This is a genomic window from Ramlibacter lithotrophicus (genome assembly GCF_012184415.1).
Lineage (GTDB): Bacteria > Pseudomonadota > Gammaproteobacteria > Burkholderiales > Burkholderiaceae_C > Ramlibacter > Ramlibacter lithotrophicus.
Map to the genome: position 1 here is coordinate 101,583 of NZ_VTOX01000008.1, position 26,980 is coordinate 128,562.

A 26,980-nucleotide genomic window follows, 5' to 3' on the forward strand; every position below is an offset into this window, starting at 1 on the left:
ACCAACAGGAGACAAAACAATGAGCGAAGTGCACAGTGGGCGTCCGGCCGTCCTGCCAGCGGCGGGTCCGGCGCGCGCGGTGATCGACGGGATTTTCCGCAAGGCGAACGACGAAGGCCGCTCCTCGCTCTTCGAGCACGAGGTCTACCGCCTGCTCGCCGCCGCCGGCATCGGCTCCACGCCGAGGCACGAGGTGATCGCCGCCGGGGCGCAGCCGTCGGATGAACTCCTGGCCTCGTTTCCGGGAAGCCGGGTGGTCGTCAAGGTCGTTTCCAGCAGCATCGCCCACAAGTCGGACGTCGGCGGCGTCGCCGTCGTGGCCAAGGAGTCGGCGGCGGTGCAAGCCGCCTGCCGCAAGATGGCTGGGCTTGCGGACAGCGAAGGCGTGATGGTCACCGAGTTCGTCCAGGCCGACGCCGCGGGCGTCGGCAGCGAACTCCTGGTCGGCCTGCGGAACACGCGCGACTTCGGCATGGTCATCACCGCGGGGATCGGCGGCGTCGACACCGAGCTCCTTGCCGGCAGTGCCCGCCGCGGGCAAGCGGTCGTGTCGGCCTCGACGGCGCTGACCACGGCCGAGGAATTCCTGGAACTCTTCAAGCCGACCATCGGCTACCGCAGGCTCGCCGGGCTGACCCGGGGCGGCCGCCGGCTGGTGACGGACGAAGCCCTCGTGCAATGCTTCGGCGGCTTCATGGCCCTGGCGAACAGCCTGTCCCAGGGCAATCCCGAGACCGACTTCACTGTCGAGGAGCTGGAGGTCAACCCCTTCACCTGCTCGGGCGGCTCGCTCGTCGCACTGGATGGCCTCTGCCGCATCGCGCGGCCGCAGCCCGTCCGTCCGCCGCGGCCGCAGGCCAAGATCGACAAGCTGCTGCATCCGGCTTCGATCGGCGTCATGGGTGCGTCGGCCACGCGCATGAACTTCGGCCGGATCGTCCTGAAGAACATCATCGCCTCCGGCTATGACAGGTCGCGGCTGCTCGTCATCAATCCAGACGGCCAGGAAGTCGATGGCGCGCGCTGCGCCACGAGTCTCGGCGCGCTGGAGCAAAAGCTCGACCTGCTGATCCTCGCGGTGACCGCGGACGTCGCGTTCAAGGTCGTCGACGAGGTGATCAGGACCGATGCCGCGGAATCGGTGCTGCTCATTCCCGGCGGCATGGGCGAAACCGAGGCGAGCCGCGAGCCGGCCCGCCGGATGCTGGAGACGATCGACAACGCCCGGCGCGAGGGACGCGGGCCGGTGTTCGCCGGCGCGAACTGCCTGGGCATCATTTCCCACCCCGGCAACTTCGACTCCTGGTTCATTCCCGAGGAGCGCCTGCCCAGGACGCAGAAGAAGGCAAAGCGCACGTCGGCGCTCATCAGCCAGAGCGGCGCGTTCCTGGTCACGCGGCTTTCCAAGAACCCGTGGCTCGACCCCGCGTACATGGTCGCCATCGGCAACCAGAACGACATGACGCACGGCGACCTGATCGAAAGCTTCGCCGCCAACCCGGAGATCCGCGTGATCGGGGCGTACGTCGAGGGGTTCAAGGACCTCGACGGGCTGGCCGTGGCGCGGGCCGTGCGCAAGGCGACCCTGGCCGGCAAGCAGGTGGTGATCTTCAAGAATGCACAGTCCGCGGCGGGCGGCAAGGCGGCGATGGGCCACACCGCCTCGATCGCCGGCGACTACGAAGTGTGCAACGCCGTGCTCACGCAGGCCGGCGCGCTGATCGCCAGCGACGTCAGCGAGTTCAGCGACCTGTTCTACCTCTCGGACTGCATGGCCGACAAGGTCGTCGGCGGCAAGCGGCTCGGCGCCCTGTCCGGCGCGGGGTACGACACGGTGGCCATGGCCGACAGCGCCCAGGTCGGCGACTTCTCCATGTCGCTGGCCGCCATCAGTCCATCGACGCGGGATCGGTTCATGACGATCCTGGCCGCCAAGAAGCTCGACGCGATCATGGAAGTGCGGAACCCGTTCGACATCAACCCGGGGGCGGACGACGAGGTTCACCAGCTTTGCATCGAGGCCATGGCCGCCGAGCCGGACGTCGACGCCGTGGTCGCCGGACTCGACCCGACGTCGCCCGTCGTCAGGTCGCTCAAGCAGAGCGCGCGGCCCGGCTTCGACATCGACAGCCCGGAGAGCATCGTGCAGACCCTGCCGAAGGTGGTCGCCGCCTCGCGCAAGCCCATCGTCGGCGTGATCGACGGCGGCGCGCTGTTCGACCCGATGGCCGACAAGCTGATGGAGCAGGGCGTCTGCATCTTCCGCTCCAGCGAGCGTGCCACGCGGGCGCTCGTCCGCTACACCGAGGCGCGGCTGCGCGCGGCGCGCCTGCGCGGCGAGCCTGCGGCTGGCGCCCAGGGCCTTTGAGACTGTTTTCCTGACAGACGGTTGCGAATCCGGGGCCTCGGCACCGATTGCAAGAAAGGACTTCCATGGGACCCACCCTGGGCGGCGAAGGCGGGACCGTCCTGAACGCTCCCTCCGCGGCCAAGCGCGTGCCGACGTACTGCTATCAGTGCGTCGCCGGCCCCGACCTCCTCACCGTGAAGGTGCAGGACGGCGTCGCCACCGAAGTGGAGCCGAATTTCTGCGCGGCAGCCGTGCACCCGGGTGGCGGCAAGGTCTGCGTCAAGGCCTACGGGCTGGTGCAGAAGACCTACAACCCCAACCGGGTGCTGGCCCCGATGAAGCGCACGAACCCGAAGAAGGGCCGCGGCGAGGATCCCGGCTTCGTGCCGATCACGTGGGAAGAGGCGATGAGCACCATCGCCGACAAGCTCAACGGCATCCGCACCACGGGCCTGACCGATGAATCCGGCTACCCGCGGGTGGCTGCCAGCTTCGGCGGCGGCGGCACGCCGCAGTCGTACATGGGCACCTTCCCGGCGTTCCTGGGGGCCTGGGGGCCGGTCGACATGGGCCTGGGCTCGGGCCAGGGCGTCAAGTGCTACCACTCGGAGCACCTGTACGGCGAGTTCTGGCATCGCGCGTTCATCGTCGCGCCCGACACGCCGCTGTGCAATTACCTGATCTCGTGCGGCGCCAACGTCGAGGCGTCCGGCGGCGTGGCCGGCGTCTGGCGCCATGCCAAGGCGCGGGTGCGCGGCATGAAGCGGGTGCAGGTCGAGCCGCACCTGTCGGTCACCGGCGCCTGTTCGGCGCAGTGGGTCCCGATCAAGCCCAAGACCGACGCGGCGTTCCTGTACGCGCTGATCCACGTGCTGCTGCACGAGGTCGAGCGCGGCAGGCTCGACATCGAGTTCCTGGCCCGCCACACGGCGTCGCCGTACCTCGTCGGGCCGAACGGCTATTACCTGCGCGACCGCGCCACCCGCAAGCCGCTGGTGTGGGACGGCGGCGCCCGCCGCGCGGTGCCGCACGACACGCCCGGCATCACCGAGGTGCTGGACGGCCGCTACGAGGCCGACGCCGTCGAGATCGGCCCCGACGAGGAAGTGCTCGCCGACGGCGTGTTGCAGGGCGAAACCGCGTTCAGCCGCCTGTTCGAGCACATGCAGCCGTATTCGCCGGAATGGGCCGAAGGCATCTGCGACGTCAAGGCCGCGACCATCCGCCAGGTGGCGATGGAGTACGTGGACCACGCCTGCGTCGGCCAGACGATCGAGATCGACGGCCAGACCATGCCGTACCGGCCGGTCGCGGTGTCGCTCGGCAAGACCGTCAACAACGGCTGGGGCGGCTTCGAATGCTGCTGGGCCCGCACGATGCTGGCGGTGCTGGTCGGCGCGCTGGAAGTCCCGGGCGGCACCATCGGCACGACGGTGCGGCTGGTGCGGCCGATGTCCGAGCGGCTGCAGGCGGCCAAGCCGGGTCCGGACGGGTTCATGCACTACCCGCTGAATCCGACCGACAAGGCGACCTGGTCGCCCACGCCCAACATCCGCAACGCGTACAAGACGATGGTGCCGCTGGCGGCCGACGGCCCCTGGAGCCAGGCGCTGGGGCCGACCCACTTCTCGTGGATGTTCATGCAGGACACGCCCAAGGGGCTGCCGCGCGTGACACTGCCGGACGTGTGGTTCGTCTATCGCACCAATCCGGCCATCTCGTTCTGGGACACGGCGGCGCTGGGCGCGACGATGGCGAAGTTCCCGTTCATCGTGGCGTTCGCCTACACCCACGACGAGACCAACCACCACGCCGACATCCTGCTGCCGGAGGCCACCGACCTGGAGAGCCTGCAGCTGATCCGCATCGGCGGCACCAAGTACATCGAGCAGTTCTGGGACCACCAGGGCTTCGCGCTGCGCCAGCCGGTGGTGGAGCCCGGCGGGCAGGCGCGCGACTTCACCGACATCGCCAGCGAACTGGCGCAGCGCACCGGCCTCACCGAAAAGTACGTCGCGTACATCAACAAGGGCGCCGGCGGCGTGCCGCTGAAGAACGGGCACGGCGACTTTTCGCTCGACACCGGCCGCAGCCACAGCCGCGAGGAGATCTGGGACGCCGTGTGCCGTGCCGCCAGCGCCGAACTCGGCGAGCCCGAACCGCGCGGCCTCGACTGGTGGAAGGAGAACGGGCTGGCGACCAGGCCGTTCCCGCGCAGCGAGTGGTACCTGTTCCCGACCATGCGCGAGCGCGGCCTGCGCTTCGAACTGCCGTACCAGGAGCGCCTGATGCGCGTCGGCCGGCAGCTCGGCCGGCGGCTGCACGAGCACGACATGCACTGGTGGGACCACCAGTTGCAGGAGTACCAGGCGCTGCCGCCGTGGAAGGACTTCGCGGCGCCCTGGCAGGCGGACGTGGCACGCGCCGGCGGCGAGCCGGGGGACTACAGGTTCTGGCTGCTCACCGCGCGCAGCATGCAGTACGCGTGGGGCGGCAACGTCGGCATGCAGATGATCAAGGAGGTGGCCGACAACATCGCCGGCCACCGCGGCGTGATCATCAACACCCAGGCGGCCGCGAAGCTCGGCATCGCCGAGGGCGACGCGATCGAGATCGCCACGCCGCAGCGCAAGGTGCAGGGCCGCGCCGTCCTGCGCCAGGGCATCCGGCCCGACACGCTGCTGCTGATCGGCCAGTTCGAGCACTGGGCGACGCCGTTCGCCAAGGACTTCGGCGTGCCCAGCCTCAACACGCTGGCCAGCATGTCGCTGGAAACCACCGACGCCACCGGTTCCGGGGCCGACCTGGTGCGGGTGAAGATCGGCAAGCTTGCCGCAGGGAGGCGCGCATGACTCGCTGGGCCATGGCGGTCGACCTGCGCCGCTGCGTGGGCTGCCAGACCTGCACGGCATCGTGCAAGCACGCCAACGCCACGCCGCCCGGGGTGCAGTGGCGCCGCGTGCTGGACATCGAGGTCGGGGAGTATCCCGACGTGCAGCGCGCCTTCGTTCCGGTCGGCTGCAACCACTGCGACGAGCCCGCCTGCCTGCCGGTGTGCCCGACGGGCGCCACCTACAAGCGGCCCGACGGCATCGTCCACATCAATTACGACGCGTGCATCGGCTGCGCCTATTGCGCCGTGGCGTGCCCGTACCAGGCCCGCTCCAAGACCGACCTGCTGTCCTTCGCCTACGGCGGCAAGGCGATGGCCAACGAGGCGGCGCGCGGCGACGACCAGGAACAGCGCCGCGCCGTTGCCACCAAGTGCACGTTCTGCGTCGAGCGCATTGATGCCGGCCTGGCCGCTGGCCAGACGCCGGGCGTGCATCCGGAGGCGACGCCGGCCTGCGTGAACTCCTGCATCGCCGAGGCGCTGGCCTTCGGCGACGTCGAGGATCCACAGAGCAACGTCTCGCAGCTGCTGGCGCGCAACGAGCATTTCCGCATGCACGAGGAGCTGGGAACCGGCCCCGGCATCTTCTACCTCTGGGACAGGAAGGCCACATGAGCTACGGACCCGACCCCTGGCAGCAGGCGCACTGGGACTGGCGTGCCGCCGGCAACTTCATCTTCGGCGGCGCCGGCGCCGGGCTTCTGGTGGCCACGCCGTATGCCGGCGCCGAGGGGCTGGCCGGTACCCTGCTGGTGCTTGCCGGGATGGGGCTGATCGGCCTCGGGCTGCTGTGCGTGTGGCTCGAGATCGGACGGCCGCTGCGCGCGATGAACGTGATGCGGCGGCCGGGCAGCTCCTGGATGTCGCGCGAATCCATGGTGGCGCCGCTCGTCTTCGGACTCGGGCTGGCCGTCGCGGCCGGCCTGCGCGCGTGGGCGCCGTTGCTGGTGCTGGCCGCGCTCGGCTTCCTGTACTGCCAGGCCCGCATCGTGCAGGCGGCCAAGGGCATTCCGGCATGGCGCGAACCGATGATCGTCCCGCTGCTGGTGGCGACCGGCCTCGCGGAGGGGGCCGGTCTCTACTGGCTGGGCGCGCTGGCGCTTTCGGTGCCGATGCGGAGCGGGGCGGCCGGTTCGCTGCTGCCTTTCCTGTTCGCGCTGATCGTGCTGCTGCGCTGGATTGCCTGGGGCGCATGGCGCTCGCGCATCGCAGCGACGGCGGCGCCGCGCGCGCTGGCACAGATCGAGCGGGCCGGCAGCGCCATGCTGTGGTTCGGAACGCTGCTTCCGATCGCGCTGGCCCTGCCGGCGGCGGCCGCCATCCCCGGCGCTGCGTGGCTGCTGGCCGCGGCCGGCGCCAGCGCCGCAGCGACGGGTGCGTTCTTCAAGTTCACCCTCGTCACGCGGGCCGCCTTCAACCAGGGCTTCCGCCTGCCGCACCTGCCGGTGCGGGGCGTGCCGCGCTGACGCGGCCAGAAAAGATTCCAGAACGATCCAGGAGACAACATGGGCGCCCTTTCGAGAGCAGAAACCGGCCAAGGCAGCCACACCGGCGAACGCAGTTACCTGCACGCCGACATCGAGACCATGCCGCGCGAGCAGCTCGCGCGGCTGCAGCTGGAACGGCTGCAGGCCACGGTGGCCAATGCGTACGCCAACGTGGCGCTGGTGCGCCAGCGCTTCGAGTCCGCCGGCCTGCGGCCCGCCGACATCCGCAGCCTCGACGACATCGCGCACCTGCCGTTCACGGTGAAGACGGACCTGCGCGACCAGTACCCGTTCGGCCTGTTCGCGCGTCCGACGCAGGACCTGGCGCGGCTGCATGCCTCCTCGGGGACGACCGGCAAGCCGACGGTGGTGGGGTACACGCTGCAGGACATCTCCAACTGGTCCGACCTCATGGCGCGCTCGATGCACGCCGCCGGCGCGCGCCGCGGCGACATCATCCACAACGCCTACGGCTACGGCCTCTTCACCGGGGGCCTCGGCGCGCACTACGGCGCCGAGCGGCTGGGCGCCGTGGTGGTGCCGATGTCCGGCGGCTCGACCGAACGGCAGGTCGCGCTGATCATGGACTTCAAGGCCCGCGTGCTGTGCGCCACGCCGTCGTATGCGCTGGCGATCGCCGAGGTCGCCGAGCAGCAGGGCGTCGACCTGCGCCAGAGCAACCTGCAGATCGGCCTGTTCGGCGCCGAACCGTGGAGCGCCGCGATGCGCCACGAGATCGAGGAGCGCATCGGCGTCAAGGCCGTGGACATCTACGGCCTCTCGGAAATCATGGGGCCTGGCGTCGCCTGCGAATGCGAATGCCAGGAGGGCCTGCACGGCTGGGAGGACAACTTCCTGTTCGAGGTGATCGACCCGGAGACCGGCAAGGTATTGCCCGAAGGCCAGGCCGGCGAACTGGTGATCACCACGCTGACCAAGCAGGCGCTGCCGATGCTGCGCTACCGCACCCGGGACATCACGAAACTGACCACGCAGCGGTGCGACTGCGGCCGCACCCACGTGCGCATCCTGCGCATCACCGGCCGCAACGACGACATGCTGATCATCCGCGGCGTCAACGTCTACCCGTCGCAGATCGAGTCGGTGCTGGTCGGCCGGCCGCACATCGCGCCGCACTACCAGCTGATCGTCGAGCGCGAAGGCAGCCTGGACAACGTGCGGGTCGAGGTCGAGGTGCTGCCCGGCACGCCCGAGGCCCAGTTCCCCGCGATTTCGCGCGACGTCAGGCACCACATCAAGTCGATGATCGGCATCACCACCACGGTGGCGGTGCAGGCGCCCGGCACCGTCCCGCGCTCGCAGGGCAAGGCGGTGCGGGTGCGCGACCTGCGTCCGAAGGGAGCGTGACATGGCCAAGGAAGTTCTTGCGCTCACGGTGAACGGCCGCGAGCGCCAGGTGGCAGTTCCCGGCAGCGCGCTGCTGCTGGAGGTGCTGCGCGATGACCTCGGCCTGACCGGCACCAAGCAGGGGTGCGACGGCGGCGAGTGCGGCGCCTGCACGGTGCTGGTGGACGGCCAGCCGCGGCTGGCCTGCCTCACGCTTGCCGCCAGCGTGGCGGGCCGCGAGATCGAAACCGTGGAAGGGCTGGTGCGCTCGGGCCGCATGAGCCGGCTGCAGCAGGCGTTCCACGAGAAGCTGGGCACGCAGTGCGGCTTCTGCACGCCCGGAATGATCATGGCGGCCGAGGCACTGCTGCGGCGCGAGCCGAACCCCAGCGAGGCTCAGATCCGCGAAGCGCTCTCGGGCAACCTGTGCCGCTGCACCGGCTACGTCAAGATCATCGAGTCGGTGCAGGCCGCCGCCGGAGTGGCGCCATGAAGCGCGAACCGCACGCGCTCGAGCGGCCGGTCGCGCCGCCCACGCACTCCGTCGGCGAGCGCACCCCGCTGGTCGACGGGATCGAGAAGGTGACGGGGCGGGCCCGCTACACCGCCGACCTGCCGGTGGGCATGGCGCTGGTCGGCCTGATCGGCCGCAGCACCGTCGCCCACGGCCTCATCCGTTCCATCGACGCGTCGCGCGCGCTGGCGCTGCCCGGCGTGCGCGCCGTGATCACCGGCGAGGACTTCTCGGCGCCTTACGGTGTGATCCCGATCGCGCAGAACGAATGGCCGCTGGCCCGCGGCAAGGTGCGCTACCGGGGCGAGCCGCTGTTCGCCGTGGCCGCCGACGACGAGGTGGCCGCGCGCGCGGGCCTGGCGGCGGTGCAGGTGGACATCGACGAACTGCCGGCCCATTTCAGCGCTGCCGACGCACGGGCCGAAGGCGCCGTGCTGCTGCACGACAACAAGCCCGGCAACCTCGAGCGCGAGGTGGTGCAGGACTTCGGCGACGTCGACGCCGGCTTCGGCGAGGCCGACCTGGTGCTGGAACGCCGCTACGAGTGCCCGGAGATCGCGCACGGCCAGATCGAGCTGAACATGACGATCGCGCAGTGGGAGCCCGAGCGCGAGCGCCTGATCGTGCAGTCTGTCACCCAGGTACCGTACTACCTGCACCTGATGCTGGCGCAGACGCTGGGCCTGGACGAATCCCAGATCCGCGTCGTCAAGCCGTTCGTGGGCGGCGGCTTCGGCCACCGCGTCGAGCCGCTCAACTTCGAGATGGTGGCCGCGGCGCTGGCCCGCGCCGCCGGCGGCACGGTGAAGCTGGAGCTCACGCGCGAGGAAGTGTTCCTCACGCACCGGGGCCGGCCGCACAGCGAGATGCGGGTGAAGATCGGGCTGAAGAAGAGCGGCGAGATTACGGCGCTGGATGCGGAGGTGGTGCAGCGCGGCGGTGCCTATGGCGGCTACGGGCTGGTCACCATCCTGTACGCCGGCGCGCTGCTGCACGCCTTGTACAAGGTCGGCGCGGTGCGCTATCGCGGCTATCGCGTCTACACCAACCTGCCGCCTTGCGGCGCGATGCGCGGCCACGGCGCCGTGAACGTCCGCTTCGCCGTCGAATCGCTGCTGGACGAGATGGCGGGGCAGCTGGGGCTCGATCCGTTCGCGTTGCGGCGCGCCAACCTCATCGAGGCGCCGTACCGCACGCTCAACGACCTGCAGGTCAATTCGTACGGACTGCCGCAGTGCCTGGACGCCGTGGAGCAGGCTTCGGGCTGGCACCAGCGGCGCGGCAACTTGCCGCCCGGCCGCGGGCTGGGCCTCGCCTGCTCGCACTACGTCAGCGGCTCGGCCAAGCCGGTCCACTGGAGCGGCGAGCCGCATGCCGTCGTCAACCTCAAGCTCGATTTCGACGGCGGCATCACGATCCTCACGGGCGCCTCCGACATCGGGCAGGGCTCCAACACGCTGCTGACGCAGGTGGTCGCCGAGGTGCTGCTGCTGCCGATGACGCGCATCCGCGTGGTCTCGGCCGACAGCATGCTCACGCCCAAGGACAACGGCTCGTACTCGTCGCGGGTCTCGTTCATGGTCGGCAACGCCGGACTGCGGGCGGCCGAGGGACTCAAGCGAACGCTCGTCGCCGCCGCGGCGAAGAAGCTGGAAGTCACCCCCGACGAGATCGAATGGGGCGGCGAGTCGTGCTGGGTTGTCGGCACCGACAAGGCGCTGACCTGGGCCCAGTGCGTGCAGGCCGCGCTGGCCGAGGACGGGACGATGACCATCAAAGGCACCTGGTCCACGCCGCCCGAGACGCAAGGCGGCAAGTTCCGCGGCGCCGCCGTCGGTTCCACCGCCGGATTCAGCTACGCGGCGCAGGTGGTGGAAGTGCAGGTCGACGAGGACACGGGCGCCGTGCGCGTGGAGAACGTGTGGGTCGCCCATGACTGCGGGCGGGCGCTCAATCCGCTGGCCGTCGAAGGCCAGGTGCAGGGCGCGGTCTGGATGGGCATGGGGCAGGCGCTGCAGGAGGAGACGCAGTACCACGAGGGCCTGCACCTGCGGCCGAACATGCTCGATTACCGGATCCCGACGATCGCCGAATCGCCGCCCATCCATGTCACGCTGGTCGAGAGCATGGACCCGCTCGGGCCCTTCGGCGCCAAGGAAGGCAGCGAAGGCGGCCTCCACGGTTTCCCCCCGGCGCTCACCGCGGCCATCGCCGACGCCCTGGGGCTGCGCCTGAACGCGTTGCCGGTCACCCCCGACCGCGTCTTCGATGCGCTCCAGGAGCGGCGCCGCGAGCGCAAGCGCCAGGCCGCGAAGCGCCAACCCTCGCCGGAGCCAACCTGATGCACGCCCTGCCCGAATTCACCTTGCGCCGGCCGTCGACCCTTGCGGAGGCCGCGGCCCTGCTGGCTGCCGAGCCCGGGGCACGCCTGGTCGCCGGCGGCACCGACCTGCTGCCCAACCTGCGGCGCGGCCTGGAGCGTCCGGCGCTGCTGGTCGATGTGTCACGGCTCGCCGGTTTCGCCGGCTTCGAGGCGCTGGCCGACGGCAGCATGCTGCTGGGCGGCGGCACGACGCTGGCGGCGATCGCCACCGATCCCGCCATAGGCGCACGGCTGCCGGCGCTGGCACAGGCGGCCAACGCCGCCGCCGCGCCGACCCATCGCAGCGCGGCGACGCTGGGCGGCAACCTGTGCCAGGACACGCGCTGCGTGTTCTACAACCAGAGCGAGTGGTGGCGGGCCAGCAACGATTACTGCCTCAAGCGCGGCGGCGACACCTGTCACGTGGCGCCGCAAGGCAACCGGTGCCATGCCGCCTTCAGCGGCGACCTCGCCCCGGTGCTGCTCGCGCTCGGCGCCCAGGTGGAACTGCAATCGCCGACCGCCAGCCGCTGGCTCGCGTTGCAGGACCTCTATCGCGACGACGGCGCCGCCCACCTGACGCTCGGCCGCGACGAGGTGCTGGCCCGGGTGCGCGTGCCGGCGCCGCCGAAGGACCTGCGCAGCGGCTACCGCAAGGCGCGGGTCCGCCAGGCGATCGACTTCCCGCTGGCCGCCGTGGGCATCGCCATGGTGCTGGAGCAGGGCCTGGTGCAGTCGCTGGCCGTCGGCCTGTCCGGCACCAACTCGCATCCGCTCCTGCTGCAAGGCACCGGTGAGCTGGTCGGCCGGGTCGTCGACGACGAGCTGCTGCGCAAGCTGGGAAAGCTGGTGGCGCAGCAGGCGAGCCCGATGCGCAGCACCGTCACGCCTTCGAATTACCGGCGCCAGGTGGCGGCCACGCTCACGCAGCGGCTGCTGCGCGAACTCGCCGCCGGCTGAGCGCTTTTTCTTGCAGACCCGGGAGGGACGACCATGGTCCGCATCGTGCGCCGCGAGCAGTTCTCCGACCAGACCTTCCTGTGGGAGGTCGACGCCCCCGACGTAGCGCAGGCGGCGCAGCCGGGCCACTTCGTCATGCTGCGGCTGGACGAGGAGGGCGAGCGCATTCCGCTCACCGTCGCCGACTACGACCGCGAGCGCGGCACGATCTCGCTGGTGGTTCAGGCGCTGGGCAAGACCACGCGCCAGATGCGCGACGAATTCGGCGAAGGCGACGAGTTCGCCGACTTCGCCGGCCCGCTGGGCCTGCCGCAGCACATAGAACGCGTGGGCCATGTGGTGGTCGTCGGCGGCGGCCTCGGCGTCGCGCCGATCTTCCCGCAGTTGCGCGCGTTCAAGGAGGCCGGCAACCGCACGACCTGCATCGTCGGCTTCCGCAGCGCGGATCGCGTGTTCTGGACCGAGAAGCTGGCGCAGTTCAGCGACGAACTGATCCTGTGCACCGACGACGGCAGCGCCGGGCGCGCCGGCTTCGTCGACGCCGCGTTGCGTGACGTGCTCGCGAAGGAGCATGCCGACCTGGTGGTGGCCATCGGGCCCATGCCGATGATGCACGCCTGCACCGAGGCCTCGCGCCCGTTCGGCGTGCGGACCATGGTGTCGCTCAACACCATCATGGTGGACGGCACCGGCATGTGCGGCTCGTGCCGGGTCACGGTCGGCGGGGAAGTGAAGTTCGCCTGCGTCGACGGCCCCGACTTCAACGGCCACCTGGTCGACTTCAACGAGCTGCACGCGCGCCAGAAGCGGTTCAGGAAGGAAGAGACGCAGGCCAACGAAGACCAGGCGCACGTGTGCAGCCTGGAGGAACTGCTCGTCAAGCAAGGCAAGCGGACCTACAAGAAGTACTCGGCGCTGGAGCGGGTGCAGGTCAGGATGCCGGAGCGCGACGCGGCCGAGCGCGCGGCCTGCTTCGAGGAAGTGAACCTCGGCTACGGCCATGCCGAGGCGCTGCGCGAGGCCGAGCGCTGCATCCAGTGCAGCAAGCCCACCTGCATCGAGGGCTGCCCGGTGCGCATCGACATCCCGACCTTCATCCGGCACCTGATGCTGCGTGACCTGGAAGCGGCGGTGGACACCATCCACGAGTCCAGCCCGTTTCCTTCGGTGTGCGGCCGGGTCTGCCCGCAGGAAAGCCAGTGCGAGGCGCAGTGCGTGCTGGTCAAGGCCAAGATGGAGCCGGTGGCGATCGGCCGGTTGGAGCGCTTCGTCGGCGACAACGCCAGGCCGCGCCCGGTGCAACTGCCCGCCTTCGAGCGCCGCCTCGGCAAGGTGGCGATCGTCGGTTCGGGCCCCGGCGGCCTGGCCGCCGCCGCCGACCTGCTCAAGTACGGCTGCGCGGTGACCGTGTTCGAAGCGCTGCACGTCGTCGGCGGCGTGCTGCGCTACGGCATTCCCTCGTTCCGGCTGCCGCGCGACATCATCGACCGCGAAGTGCAGCGGCTGCGCGACGCCGGCGTGCGCTTCGAGACCAACAAGGTGATCGGCAAGACTTTCACCATCGCCCAGCTCACCGGGGCGATGGGCTTCGACGCCGTGTTCGTGGCGGCCGGCGCCGGGGCGCCCGCGTTCCTGGGCATCCCCGGCGAGTTCGCGGGCCAGGTCTATTCGGCCAACGAGTTCCTCACCCGCGTCAACCTGATGGGCGGCGACCGCTTCCCGTACCGTGACACGCCGGTGGGGCTCGGTGAGCGCGCGATCGTGATCGGCGCCGGCAACACGGCGATGGACTGCCTGCGTGTTGCGCGCCGGCTGGGCGCCGCCGACGTGCGATGCGTGTACCGGCGCTCGGAGGCAGAGGCGCCGGCCCGCATCGAGGAACTGCGCCATGCGCGCGAGGAAGGCATTGCGTTCAGCTTCCTGCATGCGCCGGCGGAGATCCTGCTGAACGAAGAGGGCAACGTGCGCGCGCTGCGGGCCCAGAAGATGGCGTTGGGCGACCCGGACGAACGGGGGCGGCGATCGCCGGTGCCGCTGGGCGAATTCGTCGAATGGGAGTGCGACACCGTGATCTACGCGCTGGGCACGCGGGCCAACCCCATCGTCGGACAGGCCACGCGCGGGCTGGCCCTGGACAAGCGCGGCTACATCGTCGCCGACGAGGCGACGCAGTCCACCAACCTCCCCGGCGTGTTCGCCGGCGGCGACATCGTCACCGGCGGCGCCACCGTGATCCTGGCCATGGCGGCCGGACGCCGCGCGGCGCGCTCGATCGGCGCCTGGCTGCAGCAGGGCAAGGCGACATGGCCGGTGGGCGTCGACGCGGCGCAGGCCTTCACCGCAGGCGCCGGCGCGGTGCCGACAACGACGTGAGGAGACATCATGCAGTGCCCAAAGTGCCATGCGCCGCTCGCGGACGAGAGCGACGGCCGCTACATCTGCTGCGCCCACGCGCCGATGCAGTGGCAGTGCGGCCAGTGCGGCAAGGTGAGCGAAGGCTTCGCCTTTCCCTACGGCAGCTGCCCGCTGTGCGGCGGCAAGCTGGCGCTGCGCCACGATGACCGCACGCCGCCGGCGGACCGCGCGGCGCTCGATGCCGTGCGCATGGCGTTCGAGATCGAGCTGGGCGGCCGCGCCTTCTACCAGCGTGCTGCCGTGGAGACCGCCGACGAGGAACTGAAGACGCTGTTCGGCCGGCTGGCGGTGGTCGAGGGCCAGCACATGGAGACGCTTTCGCGGCGCTACCACGTCGCGATTCCCGAGCATTCCCCGGCCTTTCGCCTGGAGGTGGCGGCGATCTTCGCCGACGTCGACCACCGGCCGCAGGACCCGGACAACCTGTTCCGCATCGCCATCGCGCTGGAGAAGCGGGCGGCCGCCTTCTTCGCTTCACGCGCCGCCGCGGCGCCGGCCGGCTCGGCCGAACAGCGGCTGGCGATCGAACTGGGCGCCGAGGAACGCGAGCACGCCGAGCTGCTCGCCACCGAATACGACCGCTGGCGCGCGCGCAAGCCGGGCCTCTTCAGCGGCGCCGGCCTGCTGGAGGCGGCGCGCAGCCCGCGCGAAGCCGGTGCCGCGGGCGAGCCGCTCAACGCCGCCGCCTTGCTGCTGGCAGGGCAGGACGCGGGGCGCCTGGCGCTGGTCTGCGGCGAGCAGCGCCTCACCTACGGCGAGCTGCGCGACCGCGTCGCACGCGCTGCCGCCGTCTGGCAGTCCAAGGGGCTGAAGCCGGGGGACCGGGTCGCGATCAAGCTGTTCGACGGCGTCGACTGGGTGGTCGCCTTCCTCGGCACCATCTGGGCCGGCGGCGTCGCGGTCGCCGTGAATCCGCAGATCCCGGCGCCGGAGTGGCAGTACATCCTGGAGGAAGCCGGATTCAACGTGATCCTGGCCGAGAACGCCGACGACACGCCGGCACCCTGGCGCGAGCGCGTGATCCTGGTGGAGGAGGGGCGCCATGCCGTCGCCGCCGCGACGCCGGCCCCGCCTCATGCGGCCAACGCCGATACACCGGCGTTCTGGTGCCACTCGTCCGGCACCTCCGGCAAGCCCAAGGCGGTCGTGCATGCGCACGGCTTCGCGCGCGAGATCGAGCGCGTGTCGCGCGAGCGCCTGGGCATCCAGCCCGGCGACCGCCTGTTCGCGACGTCGCGCCTGTTCTTTTCGTACCCGCAGACCAACAGCCTGTTCGCCGGGCTGAAGATCGGCGCCGCGGTGATCCTCGACGCGCGCTGGCCGACGCCGGCATCGGCGGTGGAGACGGTGGAGAAGACGCGGCCGACGATCTTCTTCAGCGTCCCGTCGCTGTACCGCAGCATCCTGCACGCGGGACTGGCGCCGCGCCTCGCCGCCGCCGGCGTGCGGCTGTGCGTCTCGGCCGGCGAAGCGTTGCCGGCGAGCCTGCGCGAGGCATGGCGGCAGGCCTGTGGGCTGCCGATGGCCGACGGCTACGGCGCGTCGGAGACCCTGGTCCTCGTGCTCACCGGGATGGACGGCGACGACGGCCTGCAGCCCTCGCCCGGCGTCCAGGTCCACCCCGCCGATCCCGAGGCCGCAGCCGCCGGCATTCCGACGCGGCTGCGGATCCGGGTGTCGACGCTGGCCCTCGGCTACCTCGACCGGCCGATCGCGCAGGCCGAGACTTTCCGCGACGGCGCCTTCTGCCCGGCCGACCTGTTCCTGCGCACGCAGGGCGGCGGCTGGCGCTTCGCCGGGCGCGAAGACTCGCTGATCAAGATCAAGGGCCGCTGGGTCAACCTGGTGGAGCTGGAAGAAAAGCTCGCTGCCGGGACCCCGGGCCTGCTGGAGGCCGGCTGCGTGTGCGTGCCCGACCGCGACGGCGTCGACACCGTCGCGCTCTTCTACGCGGCGCGCGAAGGGCAGGGCACCGAGGTCGAGCGGCTGCTGCGCGAGCGCGCGGCCGCCATGCCGCCCTACCAGCGGCCGGGCGTGTGGCAGTGCGTGCCGCAGTTGCCGCGCACGCCCACCGGCAAACTGCTGCGGCGGCGGCTCGCGGAACTGCTGGCGCCCCGGCCCGGGAGCGTGTCGTGAGCACGGCGGCCGCGGCTGCGTCGTTGCACGCCGCCGTCGAGGCCGGCGTCTGCACCGTCACGCTCGGCCGCCCGCCCGTGAACGCGCTCGACGACGCGCTGGTCGACGCGCTGCTCGCTGCCATCGATGCCGCCTGCCAGGACGACGCCGTGGCGGTGCTGCTGCTGCGCAGCAGCACCAAGGTGTTCTGCGCCGGCGCCGACCTGGCCCTGATGCAGGAAAGCATCCGCACGCCGCGCGGCCTGGAAGACATGCTCGCCCTGGTGCGCCGCCTGCAGGAACTGGCGCGGCGCATCGAGGCGGCGCCCGTGGTGACCATCGCCGAGATCGGCGGCGCGGCGCTGGGCGGCGGGTTCGAGCTGGCACTGGCCTGCGACCTGCGCATCGCGGCGCACGAGGCGCGCGTGGGCCTGCCGGAGGCCGGACTGGGCCTGCTTCCCGCGGCCGGCGGCACCCAGCGCCTGACGCGGCTGGTCGGGCCGGGACTGGCGAGCCGTCTCATTCTTGGGGCCGAGACGGTTGACGGCGCTGCCGCCGAACGCCTGGGCCTGGTGCAGTGGGCCGTGCCGCGCTCTGAACTCGAACCGGCCGCGCGCGCGCTGGCGGCGCGCGTGGCCAGGCTGCCGCGCGCGGCCAGCGCCGCCGCCAAGCAATGCATTGCGGCCGCGCTGGATGCCGCGCGCGACGGCTTCGCCGAGGAAGTCGCCTTCACGCGGCACCTCTACCAGCATCCGGCGACACGCGAGCGGGTGGCCGCCTTCCTGGCCCGCAGCGCCCGCTGACCCAAGACTTCCTTCACTTCCGGAGAACAGCATGAAGCTCGACAACCGCACCGCCATCGTCACGGGCGCCGCCTCCGGCATCGGCCGGGCCACGGCGCAGGCCTTCGCGCAGGCCGGCGCGCGGGTGCTGCTGGCCGACATCGACGAGGCCAAGGGAGCGCAGGCGGCCGCCGAACTGCGCGCGGCCGGCCACGACGCCGAGTTCCTGGCGGTGGATCTCACCTCCGCCGGCTCGGTCGATGCCCTCGCCACCCGGGTGATGGAGAAGTTCGGCGTGCCGGATGTGATCGTCAACGGTGCCGGCTGGGGCAAGACGCATCCGTTCTGGGAGGGCACGCCCGAGCTGTGGGACCGCGTCATCGCGCTGAACTTCGTCGGGCCGATGCGCCTGGCCAAGGCGTTCGTGCCGGCGATGATCGAGCGGCGCAGCGGCCACATCATCAACGTCGCCAGCGATGCCGGCCGCGTCGGCAGCCTCGGCGAGACCGTGTACTCGGGCGCCAAGGGCGGCCTGATCGCCTTCACCAAGGCCCTGGCGCGGGAAGTGGCCCGCTACGGCATCAACGTCAACTGCGTCTGCCCCGGCCCCACCGACACGCCCTTGATGGCGGCGGTTCCCGACAAGGTGAAGGAGGCGCTGACCAAGGCCGTCCCGTTCCGCCGTCTCGGCCAGCCCGAGGAGGTGGCCGACGCGATCCTGTTCTTCGCCACCGAGCGGTCCCGGTACGTGACCGGCCAGGTGCTCAGCGTCAGCGGCGGACTGACCATGGCCGGCTGACCGCCCCCTCATTCCAAGGAGACTCCCGATGAAGCGCATCCAGCTCGCCAACTACCGCGCCACCCACTTCGGCTACAGCGTGCAAGGCAAGGTCGCCACCATCACGCTCAACCGGCCCGAGCGCAAGAACCCGCTGACGTTCGATTCGTACGGCGAGCTGCGCGACCTGTTCCGCGAGATGGTCTACGCCACCGACATCAAGTCGGTCGTGTTCACCGGCTCCGGCGGCAACTTCTGCTCCGGCGGCGACGTGCACGAAATCATCGGCCCGCTGGTGCAGATGGACATGCCAGAGCTGCTCGAGTTCACGCGCATGACCGGCGACCTGGTCAAGGCGATGCGGGCCTGCCCGCAGACCATCGTGTCGGCCATCGACGGCGTGTGCACGGGGGCCGGCGCGATGATCGCCTGCGCCTCCGACATGCGGGTGGCGACGGCACGCAGCAAGCTCGCCTTCCTGTTCGTGCGGGTCGGGCTGGCCGGCGCCGACATGGGCGCCTGCACGCTGCTGCCGCGGCTGATCGGCCTGTCGCGCGCGGCCGACCTGCTGTACACGGGACGGGTCGTCGGCGGCGAGGAGGCAGAGCGCTTCGGCTTCCATAACCGGCTCGTCGAGCCGGACGCGCTGCTGGAGACGGCCACGGCCCTGGCGCGCGAGCTCGCGGACGGCCCCACCTTCGGCCATGCGATGACCAAGACCATGTTGTGGCAGGAGTGGAACTCGGGCCTGGGCGAGTGCATCGAGGCCGAGGCGCAGGCCCAGGCCATCTGCATGCAGACCAGGGACTTCGAGCGCGCCTACCGCGCGTTCGCGGCCAAGCAAAAGCCCGTGTTCGAAGGCAACTGATGGACAGCCTTGCCGTCGCGGCGACGTCGCCGGGCGCCGCCGGCCCGCACGGAAGGGCGCCGGCAGAGGGCGCACCGGATGCGTTCGGTCCCGGCGGCCGGGTCCTGCTGCGGGCGTGCGAGGCGGCGGCCGTCGCCGGAGCGCTCGTGTTCACGGTCCTGGTCGGCATGTCGATCGTGTCGATCACCGGCCGCAAGCTGTGGGCGGCGCCGGTGCCTGGCGACGTGGAACTGCTGCAGATGTGCTCCGCCTTCGCCGCATCGTCGTTCTTCGCCTACTGCCACCTCAATCGCGGCGACGTGAAGGTGGACTTCTTCACCGAGCGGCTGCCCGACCGCTGGGTGCACGGCCTGGACGCCGCAGGATCGCTCCTGGTCGGCCTGTTCGGCGCGCTGATCGCATGGCGCACCGCCGCCGGCGCGCTGATGGTCGGCGCGGCGGGCGAGACCTCGATGATCCTGGGGGTGCCGCTGTGGATCGGCCAGGCGCTGATGGTTCCCGGCTTCGTGCTGCTGGCGCTCGCCGGCCTGTACATGGCCGCCTGGCATTGGCGCCGGGCCAGGGCGGAGGCGCGGCCGTGAGCGGCATCGCGTCGGGGATGACGCTGTTCAGCGCGCTGATGCTGCTGCTGCTGGTGCGCGTGCCGATCGGCGTCGCCATGTTCATGATCGGCGCAACCGGCTATGTCTGGTTTACCGGCTGGGAATGGACGCCGCTGCTCAACTCGCTGAAGAACCTGGCCTACGCGCGCCTGTCGAACTACGACCTCATCGTGATTCCGCTGTTCCTGCTGATGGGGCAGTTCGCGACCCACGGCGGCCTGTCGCGTTCCCTGTTCCGGTTCGTCAGCGCGTTCCTGGGCCACATGCGCGGCGGCATCGCCATGGCCGCCGTGGGCGCCTGCGCGGCCTTCGGCGCGATCTGCGGGTCGTCGCTCGCGACGGCGGCGACCATGGGCCAGGTGGCGCTGCCGGAACTCGAACGTGCGAAGTACTCCGGCTCGCTGGCCACCGGGGCGCTCGCCGCCGGCGGCACGCTGGGCATCATGATCCCGCCGTCGGTGCCGCTGGTGATCTACGCCATCCTGACCCAGGAGTCGATCGGCAAGCTGTTCATGGCCGCGGTCGTGCCAGGCGTGATCGCCATGGTCGGCTACATGGTCGTGATCCAGATCATGGTGCGATTGAATCCCGGCAGCGGCCCGGCCGGCCCGCGGGTCGGCTGGGGCGAACGCGTGCGTTCGCTGCTCGTCGTGCTGCCGGTGCTGCTGGTGTTCGTGGTCGTCATCGTCGGCATCTACGGCGGCTGGGCCAATCCGACCGAGGCGGCCGCGATCGGCGCGGCAGCCTGCGGCGTGCTGGCCGTGGTGAACGGCGGCCTGCGCTGGCGCGGCCTGTGGCATGTCGGCCTGGGCACGGCGCAGACCACCGCGATGATCTTCCTCGTACTGCTCGGCGCCGACCAGCTCAATACGGCGCTGGCGCTGTCGCAGATGCCGACCGAGCTGGCCGCATGGGTCAAGGATGCCGGCTTTCCGCCGCTGCTGGTCATGACCGCCATCCTGCTGGTGTACGTGTTGCTCGGCTGCGTGATGGACTCGCTGGCGATGATCCTGCTCACCATTCCGGTCTTCTACCCGGTGGTGATGGGACTCGACTTCTGGGGGCTGTCGCCCACCGACAAGTCGATCTGGTTCGGGATCCTGGCGCTGATGGTCGTCGAGATCGGCCTGGTGCACCCCCCGGTGGGCATGAACGTGTACGTGATCAACCGCATCGCGCGCAACGTGCCGCTCACCGAGACGTTCAAGGGCGTCGTGCCCTTCCTGCTGTCGGACTTCGTGCGCATCGCCGTGCTGCTGTTCTTTCCGGTGCTCTCGCTGGTGCTGGTGCGCACGTTCCAGACCTGATTTCCCCGTTTTTTCCCGCGCTTCCCATCACAACCACAGGAGACAAACCATGCAGATCCCATCCACTGTCCGCCTCGTCGCCGCCGCCGCCTTCACGGCCTGCGCCATGGTGCCTGCCATGGCGCAGCAGGTGGTGCTCAAGGTGCACCACTTCCTGCCCGGCACGTCGAACGTGCACAGGAACCTGATCCAGCCCTGGTGCGACAAGGTCGCCAAGGACTCCGGCGACAAGCTCAAGTGCCAGATCTATCCGGCCATGCAGCTGGGCGGGACGCCGGCGCAATTGTTCGACCAGGCCCGCGACGGCGTCGCCGACATCGTCTGGACCATTCCCACCTATTCGGCCGGCCGCTTCCTCAAGAGCGAAGTGTTCGAGCTGCCGTTCTTCACCCGCAGCGCCAAGGGCTCCAGCACCGCGTTCTGGCACTTCGTGCAGAAGAACGCGCTGGATGAATACGCGGGCGTGAAGCCGCTGTGGCTGCACACCAACGACGGCTCCTCGTTCCACCTCACCAGCGCCAAGGGCGTCAGGAGCCTCGACGAGCTCAAGGGACTGAAGATCCGTGCCGCCACCCGGCTCAACTCGCGGATGCTGGCGGCGCTTGGCGCGACCCCGGTGCAGATGCCGTTGCCGGCGGTGCCCGAGGCCATGGCCAAGGGCGTGATCGACGGCGCGATGGTGCCGTGGGAAGGCGTTCCCGCCGCCAAGCTGCAGGAGATCGCCAGGAGCCACGTCGACGTCCCGGCGGGCGAGCCGAAGTTCGCCAACTCGATCTTCGCCTTCGTGATGAACAAGGCGAAGTACGACGGCCTGCCGGCCGACCTGAAGAAGGTGATCGACGCCAACAGCGGCGCCGAAACCTCGGCCTGGGCCGGCGAGAAGGGCTTCGACAGCGTGGTCGTGCCGTTCCACAAGCTGGCGACCGATCGTGGCAACCAGGTGCTGGCGCTGCCGGCGGCGGAGCTGGCGCGCTGGACCAAGGCCACCGCCGACATCGACGAGCAGTGGGTCAAGGAAGTCTCGGCCAAGGGCGGCAACGGCGCGGCGCTCCTGGAAGATGCCAGGGCGCTCAGCCGACAATACGACAAGTGACCACGCCGGACCGCCGATGACGCCCGAGACCGATCGCCCCTGCTCCCCGCCGGACGATGGCGAGTGCCCGCCGCCCACGCGTGCTGCGGCGGAGCAGTGGCACGACGGGCAGACGGTGCACATCGACGTGCGCGGCATGGTGCCGCCGCAGCCCCTGGTCGCGATCCTGCGACTGGTGCGTTCCATGCCGCCGGCGCAGGTCGTGGCCCATCTCGACCGCGACCCCGTGATGCTGTACCCCGAGCTTGCCGAGCTCGGGTGGGAGGCGTCGCCCATGCCCGGCGACGCCGGGGAGGTCCGGCTGTTGCTGCGGCGCATTCCGTGAGCGCCGGCGCCAGCGTCTTCCTGGGCGGCGCCCGCGGCCGATTGCTGCCGGCGTGGACGACGCTGCGATTCTTCGCGGCGGCCGTGGTCTTCCATCTGTTCGCGTGGCTGGCCCTCGCGGCCGGCGCCGCGCAGTGGCTGGCTTTCAGCGGCGGCCTGGGCTGGCCGCTGGCCGCCTTGCACCTGCTGACGCTGGGCGTGCTGGGCATGACCGCGCTGGGCGCCGGCGCGCAGCTGGTGCCGGTCGCAACGCGCCGGGCGGCGCCGGGGCACAGCCTGCTGAGCGCGATCTGGTGGGTCTACACCCCGTCAGTGGCCGTGCTGGCGCTGGGCATGGGCTGGCCGCAGCCGCAATGGCTCGCCGCCGGTGCCGTCGCCGTGGCGCTGTGCTTTCTTGGCTGGGGCGCGCTGATGCTGCGCAACCTGCACGGCGGCCGCGGCATGCCCGGCGTGACGGCGCACGGCTGGGCGGCGCTTGCATCGCTGGCGGTGGTGCTCGCCAGCGCGCTGTCGCTGGCCGCCACCTGGCTCGGGCTGCCCGCGCCCAGCCGCACCACCGCCGTGGCGCTGCACCTGGTGTTCGCGCCCTTCGGCTTCATGGGGCTGCTGGCGCTGGGCCTCGCCTACATCCTGGTGCCGATGTTCGCGTTGGCAGAAAGCCCGCGCGAGCGCGACCAGCTGGCGTCCTGCGCGCTCGCGGTGGGTGGCCTGGGGCTGGCCGGCGCCGCCGCCTTCGGCCTGGCGCCGATACCGCTGCGCGTTGCCGCGATCGCGTGCGGCGCGCTGGCCACCGCATTGCACCTGCGGACGATGCGGAACGCGCTGCGCAGCGGGATGCGCCAGGAACTGGGCCGGTCGTTCGTGCTGGTCAGGATCGGCTGGGCCGGGCTGGCCGGGAGCCTGGTGCTGGCGCTGGCCCTCGCGCTCGAATGGCCGGTGCCGCGCCTCGAGGCCTGGTTCGGCCTGGCCGTGATCGGCGTGTGGCTGCTCAGTTTCGTGCTCGGCATGCTGCAGCGCATCCTGCCGTTCCTGTCCGCGATGCATGCCGCGGGCGCCGGCCGCCGGGCGCCGACGCCATCGAGCCTGACGCACGAGCGGGCGCTGGCCATCCACTTCTGGTGCCATGTGACGGCGCTGGGCGGGCTGGCCGCCGCCATCGCCCTCGACAGTGCCTGGGTCGCCACGGCGGCGGCCGCCGTCGGCGCCGCCGGCGCGGCGGCATTCTGCTGGTTCGCCGCCGTCGTGCTGGCGCGCCTCGCGAAAAAGAAGGCGACCTTGAGCTAGCGCAAACCCACGCCACCCGCGCGCCGCGATATTCCGGTATCCAGATACCAGAATCAGTGGAGACGCCATGAATTCCTCGCAGGTCAGCCGCATGCTCGACGACGAGCACCGGGCCAACATCGCCTTGCTCGGCCAGGTCGAGCAGCTGCTCTCGCGCAGCCCCCGCTACGACCCGGCCTGCGCCGGACTGCTCGGCCAACTGGTGCGGCTGCTCGAAAACGACGTCGACCGTCACTTCGCGTTCGAGGAGGAGCAGTTGTTCCCGCGGATGGCGGAGGGCGGCGACGGCGGCATGGCGGGCCTGCTGCAGGAGGAGCACGACGCGATCCGCGAGGTGTGCGCCGAACTGCTGCCGCTGGCGCGGGAGGCGGCCAAGGGGGCCATCGACGAAGCCGGCTGGAGCGCGCTGCGTCCGCTCGGCATGGAACTCGTCGAGCGCCAGGTGGCCCACATCCAGAAGGAGACCATGGCGCTGCTGCCGCTGCTGGACGACCTGCTCGACGAGGAGTCCGATCGCGAACTGGCGTTCGCCTACTCCGCCGCCTGAAGGAGCCCGCCATGACGACCGCTGGATCCGCCGTTGCCTTCACCATCCGCGCGCTCGCGCGCGACGACCTCCCCGCCGTGGTCGCCATCGACGCGGCGCTGGAAGGCCGATCACGGCGCAACTACGTGGAGCGCCGGCTCGCGGCCGCGCTGCGCGAGCCGAAGCTGCACGCACAGTTCGCCGCGTGCGACGAGCGCGGACTGGCCGGCTACATCCTGGCGCGGGTGCTGGAGGGCGAGTTCGGGCGCAGCGAACCGGGGCTGCGGCTGGAGATGGTCGGCCTGCGCGAGGGAACACGCGGTCAGGGCGGCGGCACGCGGCTGTTCCAGGTGCTGGCGGACTGGGGCCGGCGCCACGGCATCCGCGACGTCCACACGACGGCGACCTGGCGCGACCGGGCCATGCTGGGCTGGCTCGATGCCATGGGCTTCCGGCTGGCACCGAGCTACGTCCTCGACGCCGGACTGCGGCAGGCGGCGAGCCGCGAGCCGGACGAGCCGGTGACGCTGCCGCGCGGCCACGGGCCGGGGGGCGAGGTCGACTTCGGCGCGCCGCAGGCCAACGACGACGAACGCATGGCGCTGGACCGTCCCGAGGTGCGGCCGATGGCGTCAGGCGACCTGCGCGAGATCGTCCGCATCGATCGCGGCATCACCGGTCGCGACCGCGGCGGCTACATCGCGGCCCGTGTCGCGGAGGCGATGGACGACTCGGCGATCCGGGTGTCGCTGACGGCGCGGCGCGACGGCGCGATCGTGGGCTTCGTGATGGCGCGTGCCGACCTGGGCGACTATGGCCGCGCCGAGCCGGTGGCGGTGGTCGACACGCTGGGCGTGGACGTCGGGCACTCGCGGCGGCAGGTCGGGCGTGCGCTGCTGGAGCAGTTGTTCGCCAACCTGGCGGCGCTGCAGATCGAGCGGGTGGAGACGCAGGTGGCTTCCACGCAGCTGCCGCTGTTGTCGTTCTTCCAGCAAAACGGCTTCCAGCCGTCGCAGCGGCTGGCGTTCGCGCGGCGGCTGGACGTGTAGAAAGCCGACAGTCGAACCCAACAGCCGAACGCACAAGCCGCAGAGATTACGCAGAAGCCGCAGAAAAGACAGCAGGAAGCATTTTGAATCTTGGAAAAGCCTCCTCGGAGGAGCCTCTCCTATCCTACCTTCCTCAAATCTTCTGCGGCTTCTGCGCTTCCTTTGCGGCTTCTGCGTTCGGATGTCCGCTTTGCCCCGTTGAAGGTTCGTCGTCGCCCGCCGCGTCCAGCGCCGGCCACTCGCGCCGGGCCAGCGCCAGCAGCACCACGCCGGCGCCCAGTGGAACGAGATACACCAGCACTTCGGCCGCCGTGCGCAGCGCCGGCATCGCGTCCAGCTTGCCCAGCCAGTAGCGACCGTACATCGCCAGCAGCAGCGGCGCCATCCACAATGCCGCACGTCGCCAGCCACCGGCCGCCTGGCCCAGCACCTCGCGCCCGGCCAGCAGGAACAGCGCCGACGCGATGAACACCAGCGTGAAGAAGGTGCCGACGATCGGCTGCGCCCGCCCCAGCAACTCGTGGCTGGACCAGTAAGGCAGCCAGGCCAGGCACGCGAGCCCCAGCACCAGCGAGGACTTGCGCGCGCGACCCTGCGCCAGCGCGTCGGTGAACGTGCCGGGCGGCCGCTTCATCATCGGCAGCAGCGCCAGCGCAAGCAGGCCGACGATGGCGTCGACCAGCAAGGTGCGCGGGTAGCCCCACGCCTCCACCGCCACCCCTTGCCAGCTGGCGCTGATCGCGATCGCCAGGTTCATCATGGCCATGTACGCGGTGAACTGGGTCGCGGCCACCCTGGGGTTGGTCACGTCCATCATGATCGCGGCGTGGGTGCCGTACATGAGGCCCTGGAACACCGCGTAGGCGAGCGAAGCGATCCACAGCGCGGTGACGAGTTCGGGCAGCGGCGCGCCGCCGGGCGCGCGCGGCATCACGTAGCCGTGGCCCTGCAGCACCCACATCAGGTAGACGACCGGCAGGCTCATGGCCGCGGTGTAGGCGAACAGGGTGCGCCGCCGCCCCAGGCGGTCCGACAGCAGGCCGCCGACCACCATCGCCGAGCCGGAGATGATCATGGCCCACAGGTTGATGGCCGCCACCTCGTCGTCCGTCATGCCCACCTCGACGGCCAGGTTGGACTGCAGCGCGAGCCCCAGCGACATCGCGCCGGCCGGCAGCAACGAGAAAAACACGCCGGCGAACGCACCGCGCGTGCCGACGAACGCGCGGAATGACTGCACCGCGAAGGCCTTCATCTCGGCGCCAGCGCGGCGCCAGCCGGCGGCGGCATCGCGCGCCCGCTCCACCGCCGCCTCCTTGATCGGCAGCACGACGAACACGGTGACGGCCAGGATCGCGGCGGCGACGAAGACGAAGCTGCCCTGGAAGCCGATCACGTCGACCAGGAACAGCACGCCGGCGCCGCCGATCGCCTGGCCGACCGACGCGCCGGCGAACATGAGGCCGTTGGCGAGGCCGCGCTCGTGCTCCTGCAGCGTGTTGACGGCCAGCGAGTCGATGGCCACATCCTGGATCGCCCCGAAGATGTTGTGCACGAACAGCACGGCGGTGAACAGCCACAGGCCTTGCGGCAGCGGCACCAGCACCAGCGACAGCAGCGTGAGCGCCATCACCAGCTGCGTGGCGAGGATCCAGCCGCGGCGGTGGCCGAAGCGCTGCGAGCGCATGACGTCCACCAGCGGGCCGAACGCCCACTTGAACGCCCACGGCAGGTAGAGCGACGCGACGAATGCGCCGATCTCGGCCGGGCCGATCCCCTGTCGCCGCAACTGGGTGGCGACCGCGGTGGCGGCGAAGCCGAGCGGAATGCCTTCCGTGACGTAGAGGCCGAAAAAGGCGGCCAACCGGCCGCGCCGCGTCGCCAGGAGATTGGGAAGTCGCATGCCCCGATTGTCGGGGCGGCG

The 26,980-nt window shown here is 70.9% G+C and carries 21 protein-coding genes; 20 read left to right on the forward strand and 1 reads right to left on the reverse strand.

The genetic code is table 11. The features are described 5' to 3' along the window. The first annotated feature begins 19 nt into the window (after positions 1-19). The 20 genes from RAMLITH_RS19360 to RAMLITH_RS19450 all read left to right on the forward strand — a co-directional run bounded on the left by RAMLITH_RS19360 (position 20) and on the right by RAMLITH_RS19450 (position 25,056). Positions 20-2,368, forward strand: coding sequence for an acetate--CoA ligase family protein (locus RAMLITH_RS19360; RefSeq protein WP_168109094.1), 2,349 nt, complete (start codon positions 20-22; stop codon positions 2,366-2,368). A gap of 65 nt (positions 2,369-2,433) precedes the next feature. Beyond that, the gene (locus RAMLITH_RS19365; RefSeq protein WP_168109095.1) at positions 2,434-5,202 is read left to right on the forward strand and encodes a molybdopterin-dependent oxidoreductase; all 2,769 of its coding nucleotides are present in this window, start codon (positions 2,434-2,436) and stop codon (positions 5,200-5,202) included. After that, positions 5,199-5,858, forward strand: coding sequence for a 4Fe-4S dicluster domain-containing protein (locus RAMLITH_RS19370; RefSeq protein WP_168109096.1), 660 nt, complete (start codon positions 5,199-5,201; stop codon positions 5,856-5,858). The genes RAMLITH_RS19365 and RAMLITH_RS19370 overlap by 4 nt, the downstream gene beginning before the upstream one ends. Further along, positions 5,855-6,709, forward strand: coding sequence for a DmsC/YnfH family molybdoenzyme membrane anchor subunit (locus RAMLITH_RS19375; protein WP_168109097.1), 855 nt, complete (start codon positions 5,855-5,857; stop codon positions 6,707-6,709). The genes RAMLITH_RS19370 and RAMLITH_RS19375 overlap by 4 nt, the downstream gene beginning before the upstream one ends. A 120-nt stretch (positions 6,710-6,829) precedes the next feature. Next, positions 6,830-8,098: a phenylacetate--CoA ligase family protein gene (locus RAMLITH_RS19380; protein WP_238344292.1), complete on the forward strand. Its 1,269-nt coding sequence runs from the start codon at positions 6,830-6,832 to the stop codon at positions 8,096-8,098. A 1-nt stretch (position 8,099) separates the two neighbouring features. Beyond that, entirely contained in the window at positions 8,100-8,570 is a 471-nt protein-coding gene (gene hcrC, locus RAMLITH_RS19385; protein ID WP_168109099.1) for a 4-hydroxybenzoyl-CoA reductase subunit gamma, read from the forward strand. Further along, a complete protein-coding gene (hcrA, locus tag RAMLITH_RS19390) occupies positions 8,567-10,933 on the forward strand; it encodes a 4-hydroxybenzoyl-CoA reductase subunit alpha (RefSeq protein WP_168109100.1) in 2,367 nt (788 codons plus the stop codon). The genes hcrC and hcrA overlap by 4 nt, the downstream gene beginning before the upstream one ends. After that, positions 10,933-11,913, forward strand: a complete 981-nt coding sequence (hcrB, locus tag RAMLITH_RS19395; RefSeq protein WP_168109101.1) for a 4-hydroxybenzoyl-CoA reductase subunit beta — start codon at positions 10,933-10,935, stop codon at positions 11,911-11,913. Before hcrA ends, hcrB begins: the two co-directional genes overlap by 1 nt. A 33-nt stretch (positions 11,914-11,946) precedes the next feature. Then, positions 11,947-14,286 carry an NADPH-dependent glutamate synthase gene (gltA, locus tag RAMLITH_RS19400; RefSeq protein ID WP_202883302.1) on the forward strand — a complete coding sequence of 780 codons (2,340 nt, stop codon included), beginning with the start codon at positions 11,947-11,949 and terminating at the stop codon, positions 14,284-14,286. 9 nt (positions 14,287-14,295) lie between these two features. Next, a complete protein-coding gene (locus RAMLITH_RS25560; protein ID WP_202883303.1) occupies positions 14,296-16,464 on the forward strand; it encodes an AMP-binding protein in 2,169 nt (722 codons plus the stop codon). Then, positions 16,461-17,246, forward strand: coding sequence for an enoyl-CoA hydratase-related protein (locus tag RAMLITH_RS19405; RefSeq protein WP_202883304.1), 786 nt, complete (start codon positions 16,461-16,463; stop codon positions 17,244-17,246). Before RAMLITH_RS25560 ends, RAMLITH_RS19405 begins: the two co-directional genes overlap by 4 nt. A 31-nt stretch (positions 17,247-17,277) precedes the next feature. Further along, positions 17,278-18,024 carry an SDR family NAD(P)-dependent oxidoreductase gene (locus RAMLITH_RS19410; RefSeq protein ID WP_168109102.1) on the forward strand — a complete coding sequence of 249 codons (747 nt, stop codon included), beginning with the start codon at positions 17,278-17,280 and terminating at the stop codon, positions 18,022-18,024. 28 nt (positions 18,025-18,052) lie between these two features. After that, positions 18,053-18,871, forward strand: coding sequence for an enoyl-CoA hydratase family protein (locus RAMLITH_RS19415; RefSeq protein WP_168109103.1), 819 nt, complete (start codon positions 18,053-18,055; stop codon positions 18,869-18,871). Further along, on the forward strand, positions 18,871-19,452 hold the full coding sequence (locus tag RAMLITH_RS19420) for a TRAP transporter small permease (RefSeq protein WP_168109104.1): 582 nt from the start codon (positions 18,871-18,873) through the stop codon (positions 19,450-19,452). Before RAMLITH_RS19415 ends, RAMLITH_RS19420 begins: the two co-directional genes overlap by 1 nt. Then, positions 19,449-20,780 (forward strand): TRAP transporter large permease subunit, encoded by a 1,332-nt coding sequence (locus tag RAMLITH_RS19425; RefSeq protein ID WP_168109105.1) that lies wholly within the window; start codon positions 19,449-19,451, stop codon positions 20,778-20,780. The genes RAMLITH_RS19420 and RAMLITH_RS19425 overlap by 4 nt, the downstream gene beginning before the upstream one ends. 49 nt (positions 20,781-20,829) lie before the next feature. Continuing rightward, positions 20,830-21,873, forward strand: coding sequence for a TRAP transporter substrate-binding protein (locus tag RAMLITH_RS19430; RefSeq protein ID WP_168109106.1), 1,044 nt, complete (start codon positions 20,830-20,832; stop codon positions 21,871-21,873). 16 nt (positions 21,874-21,889) lie between these two features. Then, a complete protein-coding gene (locus RAMLITH_RS19435) occupies positions 21,890-22,198 on the forward strand; it encodes a DUF2249 domain-containing protein (RefSeq protein WP_168109107.1) in 309 nt (102 codons plus the stop codon). Next, positions 22,195-23,481, forward strand: a complete 1,287-nt coding sequence (locus RAMLITH_RS19440) for a hypothetical protein (RefSeq protein WP_168109108.1) — start codon at positions 22,195-22,197, stop codon at positions 23,479-23,481. Before RAMLITH_RS19435 ends, RAMLITH_RS19440 begins: the two co-directional genes overlap by 4 nt. A 67-nt stretch (positions 23,482-23,548) precedes the next feature. Continuing rightward, on the forward strand, positions 23,549-24,028 hold the full coding sequence (locus RAMLITH_RS19445; protein WP_168109109.1) for a hemerythrin domain-containing protein: 480 nt from the start codon (positions 23,549-23,551) through the stop codon (positions 24,026-24,028). Between the two features lie 11 nt (positions 24,029-24,039). Continuing rightward, complete coding sequence (locus tag RAMLITH_RS19450) at positions 24,040-25,056, forward strand: GNAT family N-acetyltransferase (protein ID WP_168109110.1); 1,017 nt, start codon at positions 24,040-24,042, stop codon at positions 25,054-25,056. 133 nt (positions 25,057-25,189) lie between these two features. Here RAMLITH_RS19450 and RAMLITH_RS19455 read toward each other — a convergent pair whose 3' ends face one another. After that, positions 25,190-26,959 carry an MFS transporter gene (locus RAMLITH_RS19455; RefSeq protein WP_168109111.1) on the reverse strand — a complete coding sequence of 590 codons (1,770 nt, stop codon included), beginning with the start codon at positions 26,957-26,959 and terminating at the stop codon, positions 25,190-25,192. Positions 26,960-26,980 lie beyond the last annotated feature (21 nt).